The sequence below is a fragment of the Izhakiella capsodis genome, assembly GCF_900115045.1.
Lineage (GTDB): Bacteria > Pseudomonadota > Gammaproteobacteria > Enterobacterales > Enterobacteriaceae > Izhakiella > Izhakiella capsodis.
Genome location: NZ_FOVC01000008.1, coordinates 105,205 through 128,606, shown reverse-complemented (window position 1 = coordinate 128,606; position 23,402 = coordinate 105,205). Strand labels below are relative to the sequence as shown.

At 49.2% G+C, this 23,402-nt stretch carries 25 protein-coding genes, 1 tRNA gene and 1 pseudogene; 18 read left to right on the top strand and 9 right to left on the bottom strand.

Translation table 11 applies throughout. From position 1 onward, the window contains the following. The first annotated feature begins 20 nt into the window (after positions 1-20). From BM191_RS12230 to BM191_RS12210, 5 genes are read left to right on the top strand one after another with little or no spacing between them, the layout of a single operon-like run. A complete protein-coding gene (locus tag BM191_RS12230) occupies positions 21-1,001 on the top strand; it encodes a phage protein (RefSeq protein WP_092878554.1) in 981 nt (326 codons plus the stop codon). Then, on the top strand, positions 1,001-1,756 hold the full coding sequence (locus BM191_RS12225; RefSeq protein ID WP_092878552.1) for a phage baseplate assembly protein V: 756 nt from the start codon (positions 1,001-1,003) through the stop codon (positions 1,754-1,756). The genes BM191_RS12230 and BM191_RS12225 overlap by 1 nt, the downstream gene beginning before the upstream one ends. Next, the gene (locus tag BM191_RS12220; RefSeq protein ID WP_092878550.1) at positions 1,753-2,100 is read left to right on the top strand and encodes a hypothetical protein; all 348 of its coding nucleotides are present in this window, start codon (positions 1,753-1,755) and stop codon (positions 2,098-2,100) included. The genes BM191_RS12225 and BM191_RS12220 overlap by 4 nt, the downstream gene beginning before the upstream one ends. Before the next feature lie 2 nt (positions 2,101-2,102). Continuing rightward, complete coding sequence (locus tag BM191_RS12215; RefSeq protein WP_092878548.1) at positions 2,103-3,293, top strand: baseplate J/gp47 family protein; 1,191 nt, start codon at positions 2,103-2,105, stop codon at positions 3,291-3,293. Further along, entirely contained in the window at positions 3,290-3,943 is a 654-nt protein-coding gene (locus BM191_RS12210; RefSeq protein ID WP_092878546.1) for a DUF2612 domain-containing protein, read from the top strand. Before BM191_RS12215 ends, BM191_RS12210 begins: the two co-directional genes overlap by 4 nt. 43 nt (positions 3,944-3,986) lie before the next feature. Here BM191_RS12210 and BM191_RS17445 read toward each other — a convergent pair whose 3' ends face one another. Next, positions 3,987-4,292: an Arc family DNA-binding protein gene (locus tag BM191_RS17445; protein ID WP_092878544.1), complete on the bottom strand. Its 306-nt coding sequence runs from the start codon at positions 4,290-4,292 to the stop codon at positions 3,987-3,989. Between the two features lie 98 nt (positions 4,293-4,390). Between BM191_RS17445 and BM191_RS12200 the strand changes: the two genes are divergently transcribed. The 5 genes from BM191_RS12200 (at position 4,391) to BM191_RS12185 (ending at position 7,091) form a co-directional block, all read left to right on the top strand. After that, on the top strand, positions 4,391-4,561 hold the full coding sequence (locus BM191_RS12200) for an Arc family DNA-binding protein (protein WP_092878542.1): 171 nt from the start codon (positions 4,391-4,393) through the stop codon (positions 4,559-4,561). A gap of 71 nt (positions 4,562-4,632) precedes the next feature. Beyond that, positions 4,633-5,172 carry a BRO-N domain-containing protein gene (locus tag BM191_RS12195; protein WP_143088824.1) on the top strand — a complete coding sequence of 180 codons (540 nt, stop codon included), beginning with the start codon at positions 4,633-4,635 and terminating at the stop codon, positions 5,170-5,172. Between the two features lie 67 nt (positions 5,173-5,239). After that, on the top strand, positions 5,240-6,019 hold the full coding sequence (locus BM191_RS12190; RefSeq protein WP_230479584.1) for a Rha family transcriptional regulator: 780 nt from the start codon (positions 5,240-5,242) through the stop codon (positions 6,017-6,019). Further along, complete coding sequence (locus tag BM191_RS16820) at positions 6,019-6,183, top strand: hypothetical protein (protein WP_177203334.1); 165 nt, start codon at positions 6,019-6,021, stop codon at positions 6,181-6,183. The genes BM191_RS12190 and BM191_RS16820 overlap by 1 nt, the downstream gene beginning before the upstream one ends. Then, complete coding sequence (locus BM191_RS12185) at positions 6,183-7,091, top strand: tail fiber protein (RefSeq protein WP_092878540.1); 909 nt, start codon at positions 6,183-6,185, stop codon at positions 7,089-7,091. The genes BM191_RS16820 and BM191_RS12185 overlap by 1 nt, the downstream gene beginning before the upstream one ends. A gap of 63 nt (positions 7,092-7,154) precedes the next feature. Here the strand turns inward: BM191_RS12185 and BM191_RS12180 are convergent, their stop codons facing one another. The 3 genes from BM191_RS12180 to BM191_RS12170 form a co-directional block, all read right to left on the bottom strand. Further along, complete coding sequence (locus tag BM191_RS12180) at positions 7,155-7,784, bottom strand: DUF1919 domain-containing protein (RefSeq protein ID WP_092878538.1); 630 nt, start codon at positions 7,782-7,784, stop codon at positions 7,155-7,157. A 127-nt stretch (positions 7,785-7,911) separates the two neighbouring features. After that, positions 7,912-8,091, bottom strand: coding sequence for a hypothetical protein (locus BM191_RS12175; protein ID WP_092878536.1), 180 nt, complete (start codon positions 8,089-8,091; stop codon positions 7,912-7,914). Positions 8,092-8,306: 215 nt separating this feature from the next. After that, positions 8,307-8,394, bottom strand: a tRNA-Ser gene (locus BM191_RS12170). A gap of 275 nt (positions 8,395-8,669) precedes the next feature. Here BM191_RS12170 and phoA point away from each other — a divergent pair. Continuing rightward, the gene (gene phoA, locus BM191_RS12165) at positions 8,670-10,076 is read left to right on the top strand and encodes an alkaline phosphatase (RefSeq protein ID WP_092878534.1); all 1,407 of its coding nucleotides are present in this window, start codon (positions 8,670-8,672) and stop codon (positions 10,074-10,076) included. A gap of 39 nt (positions 10,077-10,115) precedes the next feature. Here the strand turns inward: phoA and znuB are convergent, their stop codons facing one another. Both znuB and znuC read right to left on the bottom strand, forming a co-directional pair. Continuing rightward, positions 10,116-10,901 (bottom strand): zinc ABC transporter permease subunit ZnuB, encoded by a 786-nt coding sequence (znuB, locus tag BM191_RS12160; RefSeq protein ID WP_092878532.1) that lies wholly within the window; start codon positions 10,899-10,901, stop codon positions 10,116-10,118. Next, a complete protein-coding gene (gene znuC, locus BM191_RS12155; RefSeq protein WP_092878530.1) occupies positions 10,898-11,653 on the bottom strand; it encodes a zinc ABC transporter ATP-binding protein ZnuC in 756 nt (251 codons plus the stop codon). Before znuC ends, znuB begins: the two co-directional genes overlap by 4 nt. Before the next feature lie 78 nt (positions 11,654-11,731). On the opposite strand from znuC, the gene znuA reads away from it, so the two are divergent. From znuA to lpxM, 3 genes are all read left to right on the top strand, one after another. Then, positions 11,732-12,679, top strand: coding sequence for a zinc ABC transporter substrate-binding protein ZnuA (gene znuA, locus BM191_RS12150; RefSeq protein ID WP_092878528.1), 948 nt, complete (start codon positions 11,732-11,734; stop codon positions 12,677-12,679). Positions 12,680-12,692: 13 nt separating this feature from the next. Continuing rightward, the gene (gene mepM / locus BM191_RS12145; RefSeq protein ID WP_092878526.1) at positions 12,693-14,030 is read left to right on the top strand and encodes a murein DD-endopeptidase MepM; all 1,338 of its coding nucleotides are present in this window, start codon (positions 12,693-12,695) and stop codon (positions 14,028-14,030) included. A gap of 143 nt (positions 14,031-14,173) precedes the next feature. Further along, positions 14,174-15,145, top strand: coding sequence for a lauroyl-Kdo(2)-lipid IV(A) myristoyltransferase (gene lpxM / locus BM191_RS12140; protein WP_092878524.1), 972 nt, complete (start codon positions 14,174-14,176; stop codon positions 15,143-15,145). Positions 15,146-15,295: 150 nt separating this feature from the next. On the opposite strand, the gene pyk is transcribed toward lpxM, so the two are convergent. Then, positions 15,296-16,738: a pyruvate kinase gene (gene pyk, locus BM191_RS12135; protein WP_092878522.1), complete on the bottom strand. Its 1,443-nt coding sequence runs from the start codon at positions 16,736-16,738 to the stop codon at positions 15,296-15,298. Between the two features lie 1,274 nt (positions 16,739-18,012). Between pyk and zwf the strand changes: the two genes are divergently transcribed. Beyond that, positions 18,013-19,488, top strand: a complete 1,476-nt coding sequence (gene zwf / locus BM191_RS12130; RefSeq protein WP_092878520.1) for a glucose-6-phosphate dehydrogenase — start codon at positions 18,013-18,015, stop codon at positions 19,486-19,488. A gap of 23 nt (positions 19,489-19,511) precedes the next feature. Here the strand turns inward: zwf and BM191_RS12125 are convergent. Further along, a pseudogene (locus BM191_RS12125) lies at positions 19,512-20,188 on the bottom strand (IS1 family transposase). A gap of 8 nt (positions 20,189-20,196) precedes the next feature. On the opposite strand from BM191_RS12125, the gene BM191_RS17565 reads away from it, so the two are divergent. Beyond that, on the top strand, positions 20,197-20,457 hold the full coding sequence (locus BM191_RS17565; protein ID WP_092878616.1) for a fimbrial protein: 261 nt from the start codon (positions 20,197-20,199) through the stop codon (positions 20,455-20,457). A 182-nt stretch (positions 20,458-20,639) separates the two neighbouring features. After that, on the top strand, positions 20,640-21,281 hold the full coding sequence (locus BM191_RS12115; RefSeq protein WP_092878518.1) for a bifunctional 4-hydroxy-2-oxoglutarate aldolase/2-dehydro-3-deoxy-phosphogluconate aldolase: 642 nt from the start codon (positions 20,640-20,642) through the stop codon (positions 21,279-21,281). Positions 21,282-21,323: 42 nt separating this feature from the next. Here BM191_RS12115 and purT read toward each other — a convergent pair whose 3' ends face one another. Continuing rightward, positions 21,324-22,502 carry a formate-dependent phosphoribosylglycinamide formyltransferase gene (gene purT / locus BM191_RS12110; protein ID WP_092878516.1) on the bottom strand — a complete coding sequence of 393 codons (1,179 nt, stop codon included), beginning with the start codon at positions 22,500-22,502 and terminating at the stop codon, positions 21,324-21,326. A 131-nt stretch (positions 22,503-22,633) separates the two neighbouring features. On the opposite strand from purT, the gene BM191_RS12105 reads away from it, so the two are divergent. After that, positions 22,634-22,954: a YebG family protein gene (locus BM191_RS12105; protein WP_092878514.1), complete on the top strand. Its 321-nt coding sequence runs from the start codon at positions 22,634-22,636 to the stop codon at positions 22,952-22,954. Positions 22,955-23,402: the final 448 nt, after the last annotated feature.

The window sequence follows — 23,402 nt, the reverse complement described above, 5'->3', positions numbered from 1 at the left end:
TTTTTTTACGGACAAAAATTATGTCACAGAACTGGATAAGAAAATGTTCGCTGATCGTTGCCGATGAAAAAGGCGAAGGGCTGGAGCTTTCTTCCTTTCGCTGTACGTTCAGTATTTCGTGGCCGGATACGCGCTGGCCGAGGGCGGCGGTATTTAAAGTATGGAACCTTAAACCTGAGACGACTAACAGGATACAGGCCGGAGAGTTTGCCAGCGTGCAACTGATGGCGGGATACAAGGATAACTACGGGCTGATTTTCACCGGGAAAATTCGCTACTCCATCACCGGCAGGGATAATCCTACCGACACCTTTGTGATTGTTCAGGCGGTGGATTCTCATGATGCGTACGATTACGCGACCATGAATACCACACTCAGTGCCGGGCATACGCAGGCCGAACAGCACCATGCTCTGCTGGAAGGGCTGGCACCGTACGGTATCGTGAAAGGAGCTACGCCTGTATTTGATGCAACGCGCTTCCCGCGAGGGAAAACGTATTTCGGCATGACCCGTGATGCCGCCGACAATCTGGCGGGGCAGTGCAGGGCTTCCTGGCAATATATCAATGGTCAGCTGGTCATGGTGCCGGAAGATAACTATGTCCAGGAGGCCATTGTGCTTAACAGCAATACGGGTCTCATCGGTATGCCGCAGCAAACCATACAGGCGGGCGTCAATGTTCGTTGTCTTATCAATCCTGATATTCAGGTTAACGGCCTGATACGACTTGATCAGACTCTGATTTACCGCACCATGCTTCCTGAAAGTGATATCGCCGCGTCAACGGGTCGCATTGATACTGTGACGAATGGATCGCTGCAACAGACAGATGGCAGCATTTCACAACCGGCCAGCCTTTCCACTGATGGGGACTATATCGTGAAGAATATCAGTTATTCCGGGGATACTCGCGGAAAGCCCTGGTATATGGATTTGGTCTGCATCGCTAAAGGCTCTGCTGATCTGATGAACACATCAACGCTAAACAGGACAAGTTAATGGCCATATCTCTATCTGAAAGAGCGGGCGGCGAACAGGAACTGCTTGATACATTGCGTCATGCTCTGTCATCACAACTCAGGGTGGCCATGCCCGGTATTATTCAGTCATTTGACACTGAAGCTGTTACCTGCACGGTACAGCCAGCGATAAAAGGGGTTGTGAGTGACCAGAATGGCAGTACTCAGTCGGTAGAGTTGCCGCTGCTGGTGGACGTTCCCGTTATTTTTCCGCGTGGGGGCGGCGTCACGCTGACGTTTCCGGTTGCCGCAGGTGATGAATGCCTTGTGGTGTTTGCCGACCGCTGTATTGATTTCTGGTGGCAGAACGGCGGCGTGCAGGAATCTGTCGATCCCCGCCAGCATGATTTATCCGATGCGTTTGCACTGCCTGGCCCACAGTCTCAGAAACGGAAGATCAGCGCTATCAGCAGCAGCGGCGCACAACTACGCAGCGATGACGGGCAGGCGTATGTTGAGGTGGCCGCAGGGCATGATATTACCGTTAAAACACCGGGTAAACTGTCGGCCAGCGCAGAAGGTGGCGCTGAGATAACCGCGCCAGAGATAGTGCTTAACGGTAATGTCACCATCAACGGCAATCTGTCTCAGGGAATGGGCAACCGTGGTGGTAGCGCGAACATTAACGGCCCGGTTACGATACAAAACGACCTTACCGCAGCGGGGATCAGTCTGTCATCACATGTGCATTCCGGCGTTCAACCGGGAAGCGGCAATACGGGTAAACCACAATGAGATACCGGCGTGAAGATGAAAACGGCGATTACAGCTTTGGTCAGGGGGATGCCACTTTTCTGACTGATTCACCGGAAGCGGTGTCACAGGCACTTAAAACCCGGCTGGCACTATGGCGTGGGCAATGGTTTCTGGATACTCAGGAAGGTACACCCTGGAAACAGGATGTGCTGGGAAAACAGTATACAAATGTGTATTACATGGCGGTAAAGCAGCGGATCCTCGCGACTCCCGGCGTTCTGGAAATTAATGATTTCTCCGTCAGCCGCGATACTGATACGCGAAAAATGGGCTTTACGGCAACTATCCGCACACGCTTTGGCGACACTTCAATTACAGGTTAACGATGCTGAATCTTGACTCACTAGGGCTGGCGGCCAGCGTGACCGACAGCGGGATCAGTGCGCCTGATTATCAGACGATACTCAGCCGACTTACAGAATACTTCCGGCAGATTTATGGTGCGGACAGCTATCTTGAACCGGACAGCAAAGACGGTCAGATGATCGCTATCTATGCTCTGGCGATGCATGACGCGAACAACGCTATTATGGCTGCATACAACAGCTACAGTCCGGCTACCAGCACGGGCGCGGCGTTGTCGAACAATGTAGCTATCAACGGAATTGCGCGTCATGCGCCGGGATACTCGAATGCTGATGTGCTGCTCACCGGGCAGGTGGGAACGGTGATAATCAATGGACGGGTACGCGATAAGAACGGCAATCTGTGGAGTCTGCCATCAACCGTCACGCTCGACACGCACGGCAGCGCTACTGTTACAGCCGTCTGTACTCAGACCGGTCAGATTACGGCGCAACCTGGCGACATCAGTGAAATCGCCACACCAACCCGAGGCTGGCAAACGGTGACTAATCCGTCAGCCGCAACAACAGGGAGGCCGGTGGAAACGGACAATCAGCTACGTGCGCGTCAGAAGAAATCTGTTGCACTGCCCTCGCGCACTGTGCTTGACGGCATTCAGGGTGCTGTTGCGCTGCTTTCCGGCGTAGTGCGCCAGCGCGGGTTTGAAAACGACACCAGTGAGACGGATAAAAACGGTATTCCGCCGCATTCTATCGCAATGGTCGTCGATGGCGGGGATGTAAATGCCATTGCCCGCGCTATTGCATTAAAAAAGACGCCGGGGGCAGGCACCTTTGGCGATACGTCTGTGATGGTGACCGACAGTTACGGGATGCCGCGTAAAATCAGCTTTTCACGCCCAAAAGATGTTCGTGTATCAGTTGAGATAGACCTGACGGCATTTACCGGATACACAACGCTAACCGGCGATAAAATCCGTTCTGCTGTCGCGGCGTACATTAATGCGCAACTGATAGGCGACAATCTGTACCTTACCCGGCTGTATTCCCCCGCCAATTTACCCGGTGATGAGGAAGGACAGACCTACGATATTACCGCAATAAAAATCGGTCGCTCAGCGGATGCCGTAAGTGAAAATAATCTGCTGGTGGCTTCAAGCGAGGCCGTTAGCTGCACAGCTGATGATGTCAGGCTGGTGGTAACGTCATGAGAAACTACACAGACTACATTACGCCTGCACATCTGAGTGCAGATAAATTCGTTCGTCATATCAGTCTCATTAGCCGTCCTTTCACCGATATTGCAACTCAAGCCGGACAATTAAACGCACTGTACAGTATCAACTATAGTAACGGGCCACAGCTTGATGCTGTTGGTGAGTGGATAGGTCTGTCACGCTATGTCAGTACGCCGATTACTGGGGTTTATTTTGCGCTCGATACTGAAGGGGTGGGGTTTGACCTGGGAAGCTGGAAACGAAAATTCGATGCTGACAGCGGTTTTACCGAACTCGACGACGACACTTACCGCTTTATTTTGCGTGCAAAAATCCGGGCTAATCACTGGGACGGGACAAGTGAAATGCTGGCAGGTATTTATCAGGGAGTAATCCCCGATGAATCGGTGAAAATATTCTTCACCGATAATCAGGATATGTCGATTGATGTTTACCTGACAGGCGGTGTGGTGCCGGAGGTAATAAAAGCGGTCATTCGGCAGGGCTACCTCAATATCAAACCGGAAGGGGTGAGGGTAAATAACTACACCGGTTCAGAAGGTGATAACGGTATTTTCGGTCTGGACCTTAACAATGAATTTATTTCCGGCTTTGATACCGGAAGCTGGGCAATAAAACTTTGATATTCTCAATCCCCGCCAGTCCACTTCTGGCGGGCAAAATTCCCTAATTTTTCTTTTCAATTTTATCAGCCAGCTGCTTCAACTGGTCGTCGCTCAGGTGACTGATTGATTCAATCACATGCGAATTGGTCTGGTACCAGTTAGCCACTTTCCCCATGAGCACTGAAAAAATCTCGTTCGTATCAGCATTCGCGGAAACCTTATTATCAATCGCATCCTGAAGTATCTGGACGATCTCCGAGTTCATTGACCTACCATTTTCCTTAGCGCGTTCTGCGATAGCATCACGCATCCCGTCTGGGAAGCGGAGCATAAATTTATCGTAATCACGAACCTGTTTATCTGACATAAGCACCTCAAAATTTTCCCAATACTATCACGTTGACACCATCAGTAAATTGAGTCATAGTGACATCATGTCACGGTGACATACAAAAAGGAGCCAAGATGAATGCTTTATATACAGAAACTAAAAGTCAGAGTTTTCAACTTCGTTTGCCTGAACGCATGAAAGAGGAAATCCGCCGCATGGCAGAAATGGACGGGATTTCGATTAATTCTGCGATTGTGCAGCGCCTGGCTAAAAGCCTGCGTGAGGAAAGAGCGAATGGTCAGTAAAAACGGCGAAACCCCGCAGTGCGTCAACACTAACGGGGCTTCTGTGTCAGCAACCTTAGGAGCAACTAACGATGAGTAGTGTAGCAATATCGAGCTTCAATTTCCAAGGTATAGAGCTGGTTCCGGTAGCAAGCCTTACCGACGTGTGGCTGACTTCAGCTGATATCGCTAGCGCTCTTCGTTATAAGAGTGCCAAGTCTATAACCAATCTGTTCAACCAGAATGCTGAGGAGTTTACCATCGGAATGACTCAGGTCATTGAATCAGTGACCTCAGGGAATTACCGAAAGAAGGTACGAGTTTTCTCCCTACGTGGTGCTCACTTGTTGGCAATGTTTGCCCGTACACAGGTGGCAAAAGAATTTCGTCGCTGGGTACTGGATATCCTTGATAAAGAGGTAGAGCAGAATGCCTTAGCTCCGCTTTCCTATCAGGTACTTTGTCGTGTTGAAAATGGGAAGCAAGTGAAGATCCAAATGTTTGGGCTGGATAAAACGGTTGATGATGTGGCCAGCTGGAAAATCTGGATGGAACACAAAGGCGCTGTTTTTTTTTGTTCGACGATAAAGAAAAAAGAGAATTTGTACGGGATCAGGTTAATCGCTACCTGAACTGACAAAGAAAAACCGCCAGTAGGTAGCTGGCGGATATCAAAAACTAAACAAAAGGAATCATCGAATGCTCAAAAGTAATTTAGCAGTACAGAGCGAGGTTGTCACTATGTCCAGTCTGGAAATTTCCACACTGGTTGGCAAGCGACACGACAATGTAAAAAGAACGATTGAATCTCTGGCTGAGAAGGGGGTTATCGCTTTTCCTCAATTTGAGGAAAAGGCCACGGCTGGGCGGCCGGTGATGTTTTATGTGTTTGAGGGTGAGCAGGGCAAGCGCGATAGCATCGTCGTAGTTGCTCAACTTTCTCCTGAGTTTACCGCGAAACTGGTAGACCGCTGGCAGGAGCTTGAAAAACTGGTTTCAGGGGCAGTATTCGATCCCACTCGCGCACTTAATGACCCGGTGTTCCTCCGCAATATTCTATTGGAGTACACAGAAAAGGTTGAATATCTGGAGGTTGCCAATAAAGACCTGACCAACAAAGTTGAAAGCATGGAGAACCTTTTCAAAGAGGGCATGACGCCAACTCAGTTCTGCAAAATGTTGAATGGAGTGAATGTCATGCTGGTTGGTCGTTTTCTTGAAGATAGGAAGTGGCTCTATAACGAAAGCAAGACGCGCATCCGCTGGCGTACAGGCAACTATGCACGCGATAAGTATCTGACAGAACACCAGAGCAGGATTAGCGTGCATGGTGGTGATGATTTCATCAAGTACACACCTGTGCTGCTGCACAAGGGCGCTGTCCGACTTTATCAGCTTTACCTCAAGTCCCTGTTGCCCATGAAATCAACATGGAACGGCGTATTTACCCACGATAAAGAATTAAAAGGAAACGCATAATGAAAGAAATATTAAATGCCGCTGCAAGTCTGTTGGATATATTGCCCGCTACTGATTATCAGGCAATTGCCGATGAAGCATTGGAAGAAAGCCCCACCTTTGGTTTTGATTTAGACAACTCAGAAGTTTCAGGTATGGATCAATCAGTATGGAGTGATAAGTAATGGCTAAAAGCGAGTATTTGCCGTTTGCCACAGCAGATGGTGCTAACGTGATTTCAGATGACGAATACCAGAATCTGACAACCCGTCATAACGGTTTTGTTGCTGGTGTCGCCCGCTCGGATGTTATGAATACCGTATGGCGACAGTCATCAGTTATGTCGTCAGCGCTGGGGCAGTTTATCGCAGACAGAACGGGAAAAGACGTGCTGGACGATGGCGATGTAGCCGCACTACTTACCAGCTTGCAGGATGCTCTTAAAAGTCAGATTAGCGATACGGTACCAGCAGCATCAACCTCGGTAGCTGGTATTACCAAACTAAGCAGCGCCACCAACAGTAACGATGAAACGATGGCCGCTACGCCTAAAGCGATTAAGGCAGCGTATGATCTTGCCAATAAGGTTAGCGTTGATGGTATCTACCCGGTCGGTATTGTGACGTGGTTTGCGCAGAATAAAGATCCTAATACACTGTTTCCGGGCACAACGTGGAAATATATTGGGGAGAATCGTACGGTTCGTTTGGCCAGCGCCAACGGCAGCGATGTGATGACAACAGGCGGCGCGGATTCAGTCACTCTGACAGCAGAAAATTTGCCTGCGCACGCGCATACTTTTTCTGCTAATACCAGCACGTTTGATTATGGAACAAAGCAAACTGATGTGCAGGGGGAGCACACACATCCATTTAACGGTCCCGATTATAGTCATGGTAACGGAGCGGATGGCGGTAATTTTAGACTTGATGCACCTCTGAATACAGGCGCAGCAGGTTCGCATGCACACAATGTACCGATCGGCGCTCACGCGCATTCTGTTTCAGGAACAACGGCAAATACTGGTTCTGGTACGGCGTTTTCCGTAGCTAACGCATTTATTAAACTAATGGGATGGTATCGAAGTGCTTAGATATTAATATAAGCGCAACATAAAATCGAAGAGTTGGCATGACTGGCATTCAGGCATGTCAACTTAAAGACCTTTGAAGAGCGAAATAAAAGCTTTATAGTAAAGTATTCTCGCGCTGTAAAGCTCTGGACCTCCGGGGATTGCATTGGTTCTTCCTAATAAAATCGAATTTCTTTTCTGCCTGAAATATATACCGCGATTTAGGCCTAGCTCCCTGAATTTTACATAATCATTTTCCTTGTTTTTTGAATCTAAATCGCAACACTTGAAGATTATATCATTCACTCCCTTATTTTTTAAAAAAATATTTAGTCTTTGCCTTCTTCTATTCCATTTTGAAATGCAATCATCAATATTTTTGAAATGAATGAAGTAAATAATAACGCCATCTAAGTTTGCAATCGGGTATTCCTCACTTGGAATGAAATGACTATATTTAATATCAATACTCATGTAATAATTAAAATTTTTTATTAAATTTATAAAGTCTGAGGTAGGTATCATTAGACCGACAAACGGGGTGTTATATGGCTTTCTTAAATTTTTGTAGATACCTATGTTCCAGCAATTGTTAGATACTATACAAAAATCCTTGTTTCTTAAAACTATCCTATCTATCAAATCGGTCAAATTTTGTTTTTGCGCAATGCGTAATACTCTATGGTTTAAATATTTAATAATATTGGTAAACATTTATCTTACATTCCGTTGAAAATGCCTCACAAAGGCATAACCCTCACCTCCCCCAATCATCCCACACTAGCCCCAACTTTTCACTAAACAGTTAAGATTTTGTGATGGTTGTTGGGGCTATTAATGACTACATTCTGTTGGTCAGTTGGCCTATACAGCTTTCTTCTAGCCTACCCAGCATCAACATCCCATCGCTTTCCTGGCGCTGTAACTCAACCAGCTTCTGATTCATTTCAGATAGCAATGGCTCAAACTCTACCCGCATGCGAACGGCTTTGCGGGTAACGGTTTTTTCGAAGTCAGACACTGCAACATTTGATGTGGAGATGGTGAGTATATTGTTTCAATTAGACACAAACAGAAAAGCCTCGGGCATTAACCGGAGGCTTTTTTCTTTGCGCCTAGAGATGCGCGTGCATTTCACGTGCACTTTTTTGTACCAACTATGTCAGTACGCTGTCCCTTGGTTGTCTATAACACCTGATTATAAAAGGTGTTGTCCCAGCAACGTCCTATCAATGATGGCGGTGAGGGGGGGATTCGAACCCCCGATACGTTGCCGTATACACACTTTCCAGGCGTGCTCCTTCAGCCACTCGGACACCTCACCATATTTTGCCGCTGCCTGTTTGGGTAGCAACGGTGCGGTAATATAGGGAGTCAGTGCGGGTGGGTCAAGCAGAATTTTCTTCGGGATTTTCGTTCGCTTAAGGCTTGTACGAAATGAAAGCGGTTATCGCGTTTCGCGGTCATTTTTCATCTTCAGCGTGGCGATGCAGGCTCTTCTGGTCATATTAAATACATACCGACGTCACAAAAGCGTTACAAAACTGTCGCAGACTTACCGGCTCAAACATTAAGTAATAATTTCAAGGAGGACAGAGGATGCACTGTAAATGTTTTATTTTAGCCACGCTGTTAACGGCATCAATAGTGAACGGAGCCGGAGCCGAAAGTTTAGTTTACCACCGTAGTGCAGAGGGTGATCTCAGCAAGCCTGGCGGAGCTCGCCGTATACAGGGAGATCAAACCCAGGCGCTGAGGGATTCACTTCATTCAGGGTCGGCAAAAAATGTCATCTTGCTAATCGGTGATGGTATGGGCGATTCGGAGATTACCGCTGCGCGCAATTATGCTGAGGGCGCGGGTGGTTTCTTCAAGGGAATTGATGCGCTGCCGCTGACCGGCCAATATACGCATTACTCCCTTGATCAAAAAAGTCATAAGCCCAATTATGTTACTGACTCAGCGGCCTCAGCAACGGCCTGGAGTATCGGCGTTAAAAGTTACAACGGTGCCATAGGCGTTGATGTCAATGGCAAAGCCTATCCGACGCTGCTGGAGAAAGCCAAGGCCGCCGGCAAAGCGACTGGAAATGTCTCTACCGCTGAACTGCTGGATGCAACGCCCGCCGCGCAGATTGCCCATGTCATGTCACGTCGCTGCTACGGCCCTGACGTTACCAGCGCGAAATGCCCGATTAATGCGTTAGAAAACGGGGGCAAAGGTTCGATTGCAGAGCAGCTGCTGAATACCAGGGCAGACGTATCATTCGGCGGCGGGGCCAAAATATTTAATGAGCGCGCTAAAGGTGGAGAATGGCAGGGAATGACCCTGGCAGAACAGGCTCATGCCAGAGGCTATCAACTAATAAAAAACCTTGATGAGATGAACAATCTTAATTCAGCCAGTGCTGATAAGCCCGTGCTGGGATTATTCGCTGATGGCAATATGCCGGTACGCTGGAAAGGACCGACGGCGACACTGTACGGTAACCTTAATCGAAAACCCGTTACCTGCGAAGTCAATTCCGACCGTCCGGCAAGCGTACCGACACTTGCGCAGATGACGGAGAAGGCCATTACCTTACTGAGCAAGAATCCGCAGGGATTTTTTTTGCAAGTTGAAGGCGCTTCAATCGACAAGCAGGATCATGCGGCTAACCCTTGTGGGCAAATCGGCGAGACGGTTGATTTAGATGAAGCCGTGCAAAAAGCACTTGAGTTTGCTCGCAGGGACGGCAATACACTGGTTGTCGTGACCGCTGACCACGCGCATGCCAGCCAAATTATTCCCAATGATGCCAAAGCCCCGGGATTAACTCAGTCCTTGAACACGAAGGATGGGGCGGTGATGACGATCTCCTATGGCAACTCTGAAGGCGATTCTATGGAGCATACGGGGACGCAGCTGCGCATTGCCGCGTATGGGCCACAGGCGGCAAACGTCGTGGGTCTGACCGATCAGACTGATCTATTTTATACCTTACAACGTGCCATGAGTCTGAAGTAGTTGTAAAAGAGCCGATGCCGGAAAACCCGGCTCTTTTTGCTATTCAGCGCTACGTTTCAGGATGCTGAAAATAAAAAGCACCGCCGCGCCCAGCACAACTGAGGGGCCGGCGGGTGTGTCGTAATAGGCTGAAAGAGTGAGTCCCGCCGTAACGGCTATTGCCCCAAACACCACGGCGAGAGCGGCCATCTGCTCAGGAGAACGGGCGAAACGCCGGGCGGTAGCGGCCGGGATAATCAACAGCGAGGTAATGATTAAAGCGCCAACAAACTTCATTGCTACCCCAATTGTTAAGGCAGTCACCAGCATCAGCGTCAGACGAGCACGCTGCAGATTAACACCATCAACCTGGGCCAGCTCCGGACTGATAGTCATTGCCAGAAGCGGGCGCCATTGCCATGCCAGAAGCCCGGTAACCACCACTACACCAATGGTAATGCTGATAAGATCCTGTGGCGTGACGGCAAGCAAATCGCCGAAGAGGTAGGCCATCAGATCGACCCGAACATTAGCCATCAGGCTGACGACGACCAGACCCAAAGACAGCGCACTGTGAGCTAAAATGCCTAGCAGCGTGTCGACGGGTAGCATGGGACGACGTTCAAGCCATACCAGCCCTAGCGCCAGCACTACTGTTACGGCAATAATCGCATAGAAAGGATTAATGTTTAGTAGCAGGCCAAACGCGACGCCGAGCAGGGATGCATGGGCCAGAGTATCGCCGAAGTAGGACATACGTCGCCAGACGACAAACGAGCCTAGCGGCCCGGCAGCCAGTGCCAGCAACATTCCGGCGACCCAGCCGGGAAACAGCAACTCAATCATGGAAGATTTTTTCCTTTACGCAAGATGATTCGTCCCTGTAAATCATGCCGATGATTATGATTGTGTCGGTAGATAGCGAGTTGTTGTGCGCCATGTTGGCCAAACATAGCGATAAATTCCGGGTGCATGGAAACAACCTCAGGCGCACCGGAGCAGCAAATATGTTGATTAAGGCACAAAACGTCATCAGTTTTTGCCATCACCAGATGCAGATCATGGGAAACCAGTAGCACAGCGCAGTTTAGCTCATAACGTAGCTGATCAATTAGGTCGTAGAGCGCAACCTGGCCGTTAACATCAACACCCTGTGTGGGTTCATCGAGCACCAGGAGCTGCGGCTTATCGAGTAAGGCGCGCGCCAGAAGGACGCGCTGGGTTTCCCCCCCGGAGAGCTTCTGCAGCGAGGCGCTGGCGAGGTGTCCGGCTTGTACCCGTTCTAATGCTGGCAGAATGTCAACACGTTTAACGCCAGACTTAAGGCGCATAAAACGTGAGACGTTCAGCGGTAGTGTGGCATCCAGATGTAACTTTTGTGGCACATAACCAATGCGCAAACCCTCCTGGCGGGCGACCTTGCCCGAGGTTGTTTTGAGTAACCCAAGCACTACGCGGACCAGGGTTGATTTACCCGCACCGTTAGGGCCAAGTAGCGTCAAAATCCGGCCTGGCTGTAGCGAAAGTGAAATATCACTGAGTACATGCTTTGAGCCAAATGACACGGAGACGGCGTGCAGAGAAACTAAATCAGACATGATGTTTTATAAGTTACAGGAGTTAACAAATGTTATAGTATCACATCTAATTTTACCATCACGACGGATTGAAGCATCATGTTACATAATAAAAAACAACTTGCCTGTGGCTTATTCGCGCTGGTATCTGCAGCGTTGTCCTCCGGTGCCGCACATGCAGATATCGTGGCCTCGATTAAACCAGTCGGTTTTATTGCGGCGGCGATTGCCGATGGGGTTACTCCGGTCAAAGTATTGCTGCCGGATGGCGCATCTGAACATGACTATTCACTGCGCCCGTCAGATATAAAAGCTATACGTAACGCGGACTTAGTGGTCTGGATAGGGCCGGATATGGAAGCATTTATGCCGAGAATAATTGGGCAGTTACCGGCGAAAAAATCACTCGAAATAGCCGATCTTAGCGACGTCAAACCGCTGTTAATGCGCGGCGCTGAAGATCATGAAGAGGGGGATGCAGCGGCTGACCATAATCATGGAGTTATGGATCAGCACCATCATCATGGCGAGTTTAATATGCATCTGTGGCTGTCACCAGAGATAGCAAGGAACGCAGCGGTTGCAATCCATGCAAAATTATTGGAACTTATGCCGCGAAGCAAGGACAAATTAGACGCCAATCTGCAGTATTTTGAGGCATCATTAGCGCAGTCCGATAAAGATATCGAAAAGCAGCTGGCACCGGTAAAAGATAAGGGTTATTTCGTTTTTCACGACGCCTATGGCTATTTTGAAAAACACTACGGGCTTTCCCCTTTAGGGCATTTTACCGTGAACCCGGAAATTCAGCCCGGTGCGCAGCATTTACATTTTATACGTACACAGTTGGTTGAGCAGAAAGCCGTATGTGTTTTCGCTGAGCCACAGTTCAGGCCGGCCGTTATCGATGCCGTTGCTCGTGGGACGAAGGTGCACAAGGGCACACTCGATCCGTTGGGTATGGATGTTCGCCTGGGTAAAGATAGTTACGTGAAATTCCTCTCACAACTGTCCAGCCAATATACGAGCTGCCTGAAAGGAGCATAAGAGGAAAGAGTAAGTGCAGCAGATAGTCCGCGCTGTCGCAACAGCGTTTAATACGTTACCGCGTCGCCATCGCGTTATGCTGGGTTCTTTGACAGTCGTTACCCTGGCCGTCGCTGTCTGGCGGCCATTTATTTACCATACTGATAACAGTGGCGGTGTGACGTCCGTTATCCGAAATATCGAGCTGGATAACGGCGATCAGCGTGCATTACTGCCTGAAGCCAGTGAACCTATTGATCAGTTCTCACTCGTACCCCAGGATGGTCTGCCTCAGGATGAAATTGACCAGGATGTACCTACCGAAGCCGGTACGCATGACTATGTTGTTTCCAGTGGCGACAGTCTTAGCAGCATACTCAACCAGTATGATATCGACATGGCGGATATCAGCGCGTTGGCTAAAGCTGACAGTGATTTGCGCGCGCTACAGGTGGGGCAGCAACTCTCCTGGACGTTAACTGATGAAGGCGATCTCAAACGCCTTACATGGCAGCTTAACCGTCGTGAAACTCGCACTTATGATCGCAGTGGCAACGGCTTTACCGTCTCGTCACAAGTACAAAAAGGCGATTGGTCGAACAAGGTGTTGCGCGGACAGCTAAACGGTAGCTTCGTTGCCAGTGCACAGGCCGCGGGACTCAGCCGTAATGAAATAAGTGCGGTAATTAAGTCACTACAATGGCAGCTCGATTTTCGTAAGCTGCGTAAAGGCGATCGTTTCTCCGTGTTAATCTCGCGTGAAATGCTCAACGGAAAGCGTCAGCAGAGCCAACTGATAGGTGTACGACTGGAAACGGCTGGTAAAAGCTACTATGCGATTCGCGCTGAGGATGGAAAGTTCTACGATCGCAACGCTTCCGGATTGGCGCGAGGGTTTATGCGCTTCCCTACTGTTAAGCAATATCGAGTCTCCTCTAATTTTAATCTTCGTCGGCTGAATCCGGTCACCGGTCGCATCGCTCCGCACCGGGGGGTAGATTTTGCTATGCCAATTGGTACACCGGTGCTCGCTGTTGGCGATGGTGAAGTCGTGGTGGCGAAAAATGGCGGTGCGGCGGGAAATTATGTCGCCGTCCGTCACGGGCGTCAGTATATGACGCGCTATATGCACTTGAAAAAGCTTCTTGTTAAACCGGGACAAAAGGTAAAGCGTGGTGATCGACTGGCGTTGTCCGGTAATACCGGGCGTTCAACGGGGCCGCATCTGCATTATGAAATCTGGATCAACAATCAGGCTGTTAATCCACTGACGGCGAAGCTGCCGCGCATGGAAGGTTTAAGTGGCAAAGATCGCCGTGATTTCCTCGTTCAGGTACGTGACGTTGTGCCCCAGCTAAGTTTCGGTAAATAAACCCTGCCTGAATTGAACATAGCCGGCGATGGCACGCCGGCTTTTTTTTATCCATTATTTAGCCACCCCTAAGCTCTGGCGAAGCTTATTGTAAATTTGGGTTCTGATATTATCATTAGCCAGTTATCGTTTGAGGCGAGTGCATGGAAAACAGTAAGAAAAAAAATAGTGAGTCTTTTATACCGGTATTCAAAAGGGAGTTTTGTGCGCCACGTTACTGGGGCAGCTGGCTGGCAGTCGGTGCGTTTGCTGCCACAGCTCTGATACCCGCAGTCATTCGCGATCCTGTGCTGGGTGGACTTGGCCGCCTGGCAGGAAAGTTTGCTAAAAGTGCACGGCGACGCGCGCAGATAAATCTTTATTACTGTTTTCCGGAAAAAAGTGAGGCCGAACGTGAGGCCATCATAACTGAAATGTTTGCCACTGCACCGCAGGCTATATTAATGATGGCGGAGCTAGCATTGCGTGATCCGTCGGCATTAAGTCAGCGCATAGTGTGGTTTGGCCGTGAAATTATTGATGAATTAAAAGCCAGTGATGAGAACGTGATCCTATTGGTGCCTCATGGTTGGGGCATCGATATCCCTGCAATGCTGCTGGCCTCAGAAGGTCAGCAGGTCGCCGGGATGTTTCATCATCAGCGCAATCAGGTGATGGACTACGTCTGGAACCGTATCCGTCTGCGTTTCGGAGGCCGTTTGCACGCGCGGGACGATGGTATCAAGTCGTTTATTAGCTCGATACGACAGGGCTATTGGGGTTATTACTTACCTGACGAAGATCACGGAGAGGAGCAAAGTGAGTTTGTTGAATTTTTTGCTACCTACAAGGCTACATTGCCGGCGATTGGACGCCTGATGAAGGTATGTCGGGCGCGAGTGATACCTCTTTTTCCGGTTTATAACAGCAAAACTCATTGTCTTGAGATCTATGTCCGCCCGCCGATGGATGATCTTAATCAGGCAGATGATCCTACGCAGGCTCGACGCATGAATGAAGAAGTTGAGCTTCTTGTTGGCCCGAATCCTGAGCAATACACCTGGATCCTCAAGCTACTGAAAACGCGCAGGCCCGGTGAGATGGAACCCTATAGTCGCGACGATCTCTATCGCTGATATTCAAATTTTTAGCGGAAATTAGAATTGTTCGACTAACTCCGTTGAGTAGATTCGTTGTTCAGTTCTGTTAACACCTCCGATGTCATTGAAGGCAGCTCAGTGTTAAAAAAGCCAGCGATGGGCTGGCTTGCAGTAAATTAATGATAATTATTCAACCCGCAGAACGCGGCTGGTATTTGTTGTGCCGGTAGTCGCCATTACGTCGCCCTGAGTCACAATCACCAGATCACCGGAAACCAGGAAACCTTTGTCGCGTAACAGGTTAATGGCGTCATGTGCTGCGGCGACGCCGTCATTATTACTGTCAAAATAAACAGGCGTTACACCGCGATAAAGCGCAGTAAGATTCAGAGTACGCTCGTGGCGCGACATAGCAAAGATCGGCAGGCCTGAAGTAATACGTGAAGTCATCAGTGATGTACGACCAGATTCCGTCATAGTGATAATTGCGGTAACACCTTGCAAATGATTAGCAGCGTACATGGCGGACATGGCAATAGCTTCTTCGATATTATCGAACTGAACCTCAAGGCGATGTTTTGAAACATTGATCGCCGGTATTTTTTCCGCACCCAGGCAAACGCGCGCCATTGCCGCAACAGTTTCTGCCGGATACTGGCCAGCGGCGGTTTCCGCTGACAGCATAACGGCATCGGTACCATCCAGTACCGCGTTCGCCACGTCCATAACTTCGGCGCGTGTAGGCATCGGATTAGTGATCATCGATTCCATCATCTGAGTGGCGGTGATAACTGAACGATTAAGCTGGCGGGCTCGACGGATCAATGCTTTCTGAATGCCAACCAGCTCTGGATCACCAATTTCAACCCCTAAATCACCACGGGCGACCATCACGACATCGCAAGCCAAAATGATGTCATCCATGGCTTCCTGGGTGGCAACGGCTTCAGCGCGTTCAACTTTCGCGACAATTTTAGCTTCGCAACCGGCATCGCGCGCCAGGCGACGTGCATAGTTAAGATCTTCGCCGTTACGTGGAAAAGAAACAGCAAGGTAATCACAGTTAATTTGCGCTGCGGTAAGAATATCGGCCTTATCTTTTTCCGTCAGCGCTTCTGCAGAAAGACCGCCGCCGAGCTTGTTGATGCCCTTATTGTTTGACAGCGGGCCGCCGACGGTAACTTCGGTAAAAACTTTCATACCCTGTACTTCCAGCACTTTGAGCTGAACCCGACCGTCGTCGAGCAGCAGCAGATCACCCGGGACGACATCAGCGGGCAGATTTTTATAGTCAATTCCGACCTTTTCTTTATCCCCTTCACCTTTGTCGAGACTGGCATCAAGCAGAAAGCGGTCGCCAACATTGAGAAAAATCTTCCCTTCTTTGAATGTTGAAACCCGGATTTTAGGTCCTTGTAAATCACCGAGAATAGCAACGTGGCGGCCCAGTTTTGCCGCGATTTCACGCACTTTATTTGCGCGTAGCTGATGATCGTCAGGGGTACCGTGGGAAAAATTGAGGCGGACGACGTTGGCGCCAGCAGCGATGATTTTTTCTAGATTATTGTCGCGGTCGGTAGCTGGCCCCAGTGTGGTTACGATCTTGGTTCTTCTGAGACGTCTTGACATGCATAACTCCGTATCTGGTAGTCGTTGTTGCTGTAGCAATCGGTATAAGAAATCATAGGTTATACCATTAGCTGCGAATGATCCCGAATCTCCCTTACTCGATATTAAAAAAGCCAGTCATTGATCTGGAGGGATGAAATTGAGGCATTCTCTATCAAATCGCGAATGTTTAAAGACTTCATTTATCCACTTCAGACTCTCCAGGAATTTTCCCTTGCCCCCAAAGTCGTCAGGCTACCAGCATCTTAATAAAGTATCTGCGCCAGACCTGATATCGCCAGCATACACTTATAGTGTCTTGCAAAACACTCAGCGACCGGGTTGTTTTCTGATTAGCAGGGTATCAGCAGAAGAGAAAAAAGCGCCATTGCATCATTGACCCATACCAACGTGCTAATAAGGTGACTGGTAGGGTCTTATCGAAAATTAAAACACCGTTCAACGTGATTGTTGTTATTACAATTTATGTGCTGCACACACTATCATCAGAATAAAAACGGGAATATTGCAGCAGAAATTCATTTGTTGCTTCATCGCTACTGTAGCGTAGCCTCCTGGCTATAGCAGGTCACTCTCAAGCATAGCAACGTTGTCTTTCGTACAATCAATGATGTGCATATCCGATGCTCGACAGATCGGAGAAAGCCAGAACGCTAAGAGGTCATAGGTTCCATCCTATCGGTGTTAATGCTGTTACACACTGTGATATAGCATCGTGCTCGCGGTGTACTGGCGTCGATCTGCTGTGCCAGCGCAATCCTGAAATCGGTAAAGCGTATACTTCTGCCTGATTCGTTATATTTGCTCATACTGACGTGGATAGAATGATTCCGGTCACTTTGCGCTCAGGTTCACTTGCAGCTCTGCCTGAATTCAATGTTATCGTGAGCAATCATCTGACAGGCTCATTAATTCTGGCGATATGAATAATAGACTGAAATGCATAAAGATTTTTCATGATCATAACCTGAACCATTCTGATGTCTGCAGAACAGAGCAATGCAAGCTACGTTTCTTCTATCTTTTTTGCCTTGGATTGAAATTTAAGCATGAACATAATTTAACAAATTTAGCGAAAATGACGTACAAATTGAGTCATGGGAACAGCGCTAACGACTTAAATTAAAAAACTGTCAGTATGTGTGCAGGATACCTGTTATCTGGTTTACCCTATTCAGGCAAATCAGGTTCATTATACTTTGACAAAATGACACGAAGTGCTTGGCCAATGATGGATTACTCAGGCTATGCAATCCTTCAATGAGGAGAAACAAATGGCGTTAATACAAACAGCCCAGGCGTGCGATTTAGTTATTTTTGGTGCCAAAGGCGACCTTGCACGTCGTAAACTGTTGCCTTCGCTGTATCAGTTAGAAAAAGCCGGGCAGATCAACGAAGACTCCCGCATTATTGGCGTCGGCCGTGCTGACTGGGACCAGGTCGCCTATATCAAAGTGGTACGCGAAGCTCTCGACACTTTCATGAAAGAAAAAATTGATGAAGCACTGTGGGAAAAGCTCAGCAAGCGCCTTGATTTTTGCAATCTTGATGTCGATGACACTTCACATTTTACGCGGCTTGGAAAAATGCTTGATCAGAAAAAGCGCGTGACGATCAACTATTTTGCCATGCCGCCTGGAACCTTCGGTGCAATCTGTAAAGGGCTTGGCCATGCAAAGCTAAATGGATATCCGGCGCGAGTGGTGATGGAGAAGCCACTGGGTACGTCACTGGAAACTTCTCAGGAAATTAACGATCAGGTTGGTGAATTCTTTCATGAAAGTCAGGTATTTCGTATCGATCACTACCTGGGTAAAGAGACCGTGCTCAATTTGCTGGCGTTGCGTTTTGCCAATTCGATATTTGCCAATAATTGGGACAACCGTACCATCGACCACGTACAGATAACTGTCGCGGAAGAGGTTGGTATTGAAGGTCGTTGGGGATATTTCGATAAAGCTGGTCAGATGCGTGACATGATTCAGAACCATCTGTTGCAGGTGCTGACTATGATTGCCATGTCGCCACCGGCGGATCTGAGCGCCGATAGCATTCGAGATGAAAAGGTTCGCGTTTTGCGTTCGCTGCGTATGATTGACCATACTAATGTGCGCGAAAAAACCGTTCGCGGTCAGTATACCGCCGGTTTCGTTCAGGGGAAAAAAGTACCTGGATATCTGGAAGAAGAAGGTGCCAATAAACATAGCAGCACAGAAACTTTTGTCGCCATCAGGGTTGATATAGATAACTGGCGCTGGGCTGGCGTGCCTTTTTATCTGCGTACAGGTAAACGTTTACCGTCTAAATGCTCAGAGGTAGTGGTTTATTTCAAGAATCCTGAAATGAACCTGTTTAAAGAGTCCTGGCAGGAGTTACCACAGAACAAACTGACTATTCGACTGCAACCTGATGAAGGGGTGGATATCGAAATTCTGAATAAGGTGCCTGGGCTTGATCATAAGCACAACCTGCAAACCACTAAATTGGATTTGAGCTATTCAGAAACTTTTAATCAGTCACACCTCGCTGATGCTTACGAACGTCTGCTTCTGGAGGCCATGCGCGGTATTCAGGCCCTGTTTGTACGCCGTGATGAGGTTGAGGCGGCCTGGAAGTGGGTTGATTCAATCATCGATGCATGGTCAACGGATAAAGAGCCGCCGAAACCCTACCAGGCGGGTACGTGGGGGCCGGTATCGTCAGTGGCAATGATTACTCGCGATGGCCGCTCCTGGAACGAAGTCGAATAATCTCCAGTCGGTGATGCCTCCAATCAGTTGAAATGGTGCCTTTCTGTAAAGGCACCAATCACTTTCTCGTGGAGATCAACGGGACGAGAGAAGCAGATGGTCTTGCGAGCCAATCGACTGATGTGCGTTCTGAGCGTCAGGTTGTTACGCTCGATACGCTGGGGGAATATCCTCCCGGTCAGATGCATCTCGCTCAGCATCTCTCTGGTATAGCTTTCCCGTTACCACTGGTGATAAAGCCTGCCTGCAATGGAGAAAGCAGGCTCAGCAACCCACGGCATGTCTCATCATTGCGTGGGCCAACGGTCCATGTCACGACTCGCTTTCTCTTGGTATCAAGGCGTACCAAAGCCAGTGTCGATGCTGTTTGTTGCCGACACAGGCCCATTGCTCATCAGGTTCACAGATAAGCGCCACGTCATCGGAGGTTACTTGCCTTGTGGTGAGTTTTTTAGGGCGCGAATGACGGTGTTGATGCCAATCCTGAGGACGCGAGCAGTATCACGAACACCTGAGCCGTTGAACGCCATATCAACAATCTTGTGTGTTTTACAGGTGCAGGTGAGCTGAAACACGTGCGGACAGACAGGGCAACGATAGCGAAGATGGCTGGCAGGGGTCCTCCCATGGCAATATACGTGGTCAGAGTTGCAACGAGGACAGTGAACGGTGATGGATGCCATGAAGCTGTAGCTCTCAAAAGAGTTCATCATATCAGCCCGACCGATCGGAGGCATCACCACGGCATTATTAGCACTTGATGATAGCGCCAATGCAGGCAATGTCGGTATAGAACTTAGCGATAAATATCACCGACCTTTATCACTTGGTATACAGACGAAAAAAGTTGAGGTTGATGCCAGTGGGAATGCGACCCTGCTATTTTTTGCCCGCTATAAAGCAATGAGTGATAATGTTCAGCCAGGTTCGGCCTCTGCCATTGCGGAATTTAATATTACGTATTATTGAAATTTTTTGAGCGAAGAGCTGACGCAGTTTTATACGGAACAACAGAGTTTTAATTTTGAAACTGCGTTTTAAAAAATTGTGTTTCTCATAGACGATCAGTGACTCACTGCGGTAAGGTACAATGTGTCTACATTCACTGTTTTAGCGTCGCGACTGATTATCGACGCAAGGAGCTTGGTCTAATGAAAAACTGGAATACCAGCGCTGAACAGATCCTGACTACTGGACCCGTTGTACCGGTCATTGTGGTTAACAAGCTGGAACATGCGGTGCCGATGGCCGAAGCGCTGGTAGCCGGCGGCGTAAAAGTTCTTGAGGTGACGCTGAGAACGTCTTGTGCGCTGGAGGCCATAAAGGCGATAGCCAGAGCCGTGCCGCAGGCGATCGTCGGTGCCGGAACGGTGATTAATCGTCAGCAGCTAGGGGAGGCTACCGATGCTGGCGCGCAGTTTATCATCAGTCCGGGCATCAGTGAGAGCCTGGTGCAAGCTGCACTGGCTGGATCAGTACCACTGATCCCAGGAATCAGTACCGTTTCGGAGTTGATGCTGGGTATGGAGCACGGACTGCGTGAGTTTAAATTTTTTCCGGCAGAAGCTAACGGTGGTGTAAAAGCATTGCAAGCCATTGCCGGACCGTTTCCCCAGGTTCGTTTCTGTCCAACGGGCGGCATTACGCCCCAAAATTATCGCGACTATCTGGCGTTAAAAAGTGTGCATTGCATTGGTGGTAGCTGGTTGGTTCCCGCCGACACACTGGAATCAGGTGACTTTTTGAGTATCACCAGGCTTGCTCGCGAAGCCGTTGGCGGTGCCCGGGGCTAATTGTCAGGTCGCGATGCGCCGGCTCTAACCGACGATAGAGATTTAGCCTTTCACTACGACCTGCCGGGCGCTGTCTACGGCGCGGCTGATTGCTTGTTCAACGTTATTCCCTGTTGCCAGCGCTACGCCCAGGCGACGATGACCGCTCATTTCCGGCTTGCCAAACAGGCGCAACTGTAATCCGGAGCCCAAAGCAGCCGAGAGATTACTGTAAGAAATATTCTCACTGGTGAGCCTGGGCAGGATGACTGCCGAAGCCGCTGGGCCATATTGGCGAATGTCACCAATTGGCAAACCGAGGAATGCGCGTACGTGCAGTGCGAATTCGGACAGATCCTGAGATATCAGCGTCACCATACCGGTGTCATGCGGTCGCGGTGAGACTTCACTAAAGATCACTTCATCGCCGCAGACAAAAAGTTCAACGCCAAATAGCCCATGTCCGCCAAGAGCGCTAACCACCTTTCCGGCAATTTGCTGCGCCCTCTGTAATGCCAGAGCGCTCATCTGCTGCGGCTGCCAGGATTCACGGTAGTCGCCATCTTCCTGATGATGTCCCACTGGCGCACAGTAATGAATGCCGTCCACTGCGCTAACAGTCAGCAGGGTGATTTCAAAATCGAACTTAATCACGCTTTCAACAATCACCCGTCCGGCGCCAGCGCGGCCGCCTTGTTGGGCATACCACCAGGCCTTGTTGAGGTCGTCTTCGCTACGAACAAAACTCTGCCCTTTACCCGATGAGCTCATTACCGGCTTTATAATGCAGGGAAAACCAATTTCCCTGACGGCCTGCAAGAAATCGGCCTGGTGATCTGCAAAACGATAACTGGACGTTGGCAAGCTGAGTATTTCCGCTGCCAGTCGGCGGATCCCCTCGCGATTCATCGTCAGTCGCACAGCTTGTGCACATGGCACCACTCGTTGACCCTGATTTTCCAGTTCTGCCAGTACATCGGTGGCGATAGCTTCAATTTCAGGGACGATGTAATCCGGTCGCTCCAGGGTGATGAGCTCTTTAAGGGCCTGCGGATTAAGCATGTTGATCACATGGCTGCGGTGTGCGACGTGCATTGCCGGTGCGTTGGCATAGTGGTCGACTGCAATAACTTCAACTCCCAGCCGCTGGCATTCGATAGCCACCTCTTTACCCAGCTCGCCGGAACCTAATAACATTACGCGCGTGGCGGAGGGACGCAACGCGGTGCCAAGAGTTGTCATGATCGCATACCTGAGTTAACTAAAATCGTGCGCAGTATAAAAGAAAACGTTTGCGTCGGCACATGCTTTCCTCAATTGCACTTGAAAAAAAATCTACTATACTGGATAAAAACACAGTATCGGGGTGAGTGATGTCGGTAGAAATTAAATTTGTCGTAATGCGTAATGGTGAGGAAAAAATGACGTTTGCCAGTAAGAAAGAGGCGGATTCCCATGACAAAATGCTGGATATGGCTGAAACCTTCGCCGGCTGGCTAGCGCAGAGCACGCTGGAGCTTGATGAAGCACAGTGCGAGGCGGTCGGTTTACATCTTGCCGCTGAGAAAGAAGCAATCCAGTATATTATTCGTACCAGTAAATTACCTGAAATTATCGTCCGGCAGAACACAGATAGCGATAATCTGTTGAGCAGGCAAAAGAGAACACCCATTAAAGCCGTGGATGCCGCGTGACTCTTTGCGCGGTGGCTACTCCTCCGGCGTTCTATCATTTAGCGCCGTCTGGCACCCTCGATATTCGGTTGAACACGGTCGCGATAAATATCATCCCCATAGGGCAGATTATGGTGATGTTACTGAAAGCGCACGATGCGCATAGTGATGCGGCGGGTACTGTAATCCCTGGTTGTGATGTTCAGGTCCTGATGCCCGCGGATGATGTGCAAGCTTTATGGTACCCAGTCAGTTACCCTCCATTTTTCAGGTAGCATGCGTCGATCGACGCGGCTATTTTGAACGGTATACTCTTCGCAGACCTGGTCGTCCAGAGTGGTTTTTAAAACGCTGGCATACCCCAGCTATCCTGGGAGGCGATCCGAGAGATCGCTACTGTCTGTCGGCTGGAAGCTCGATCTGGTTGCCAAATCGCTCTTAGATGGATGATGCCGTCGCCAAACCTATC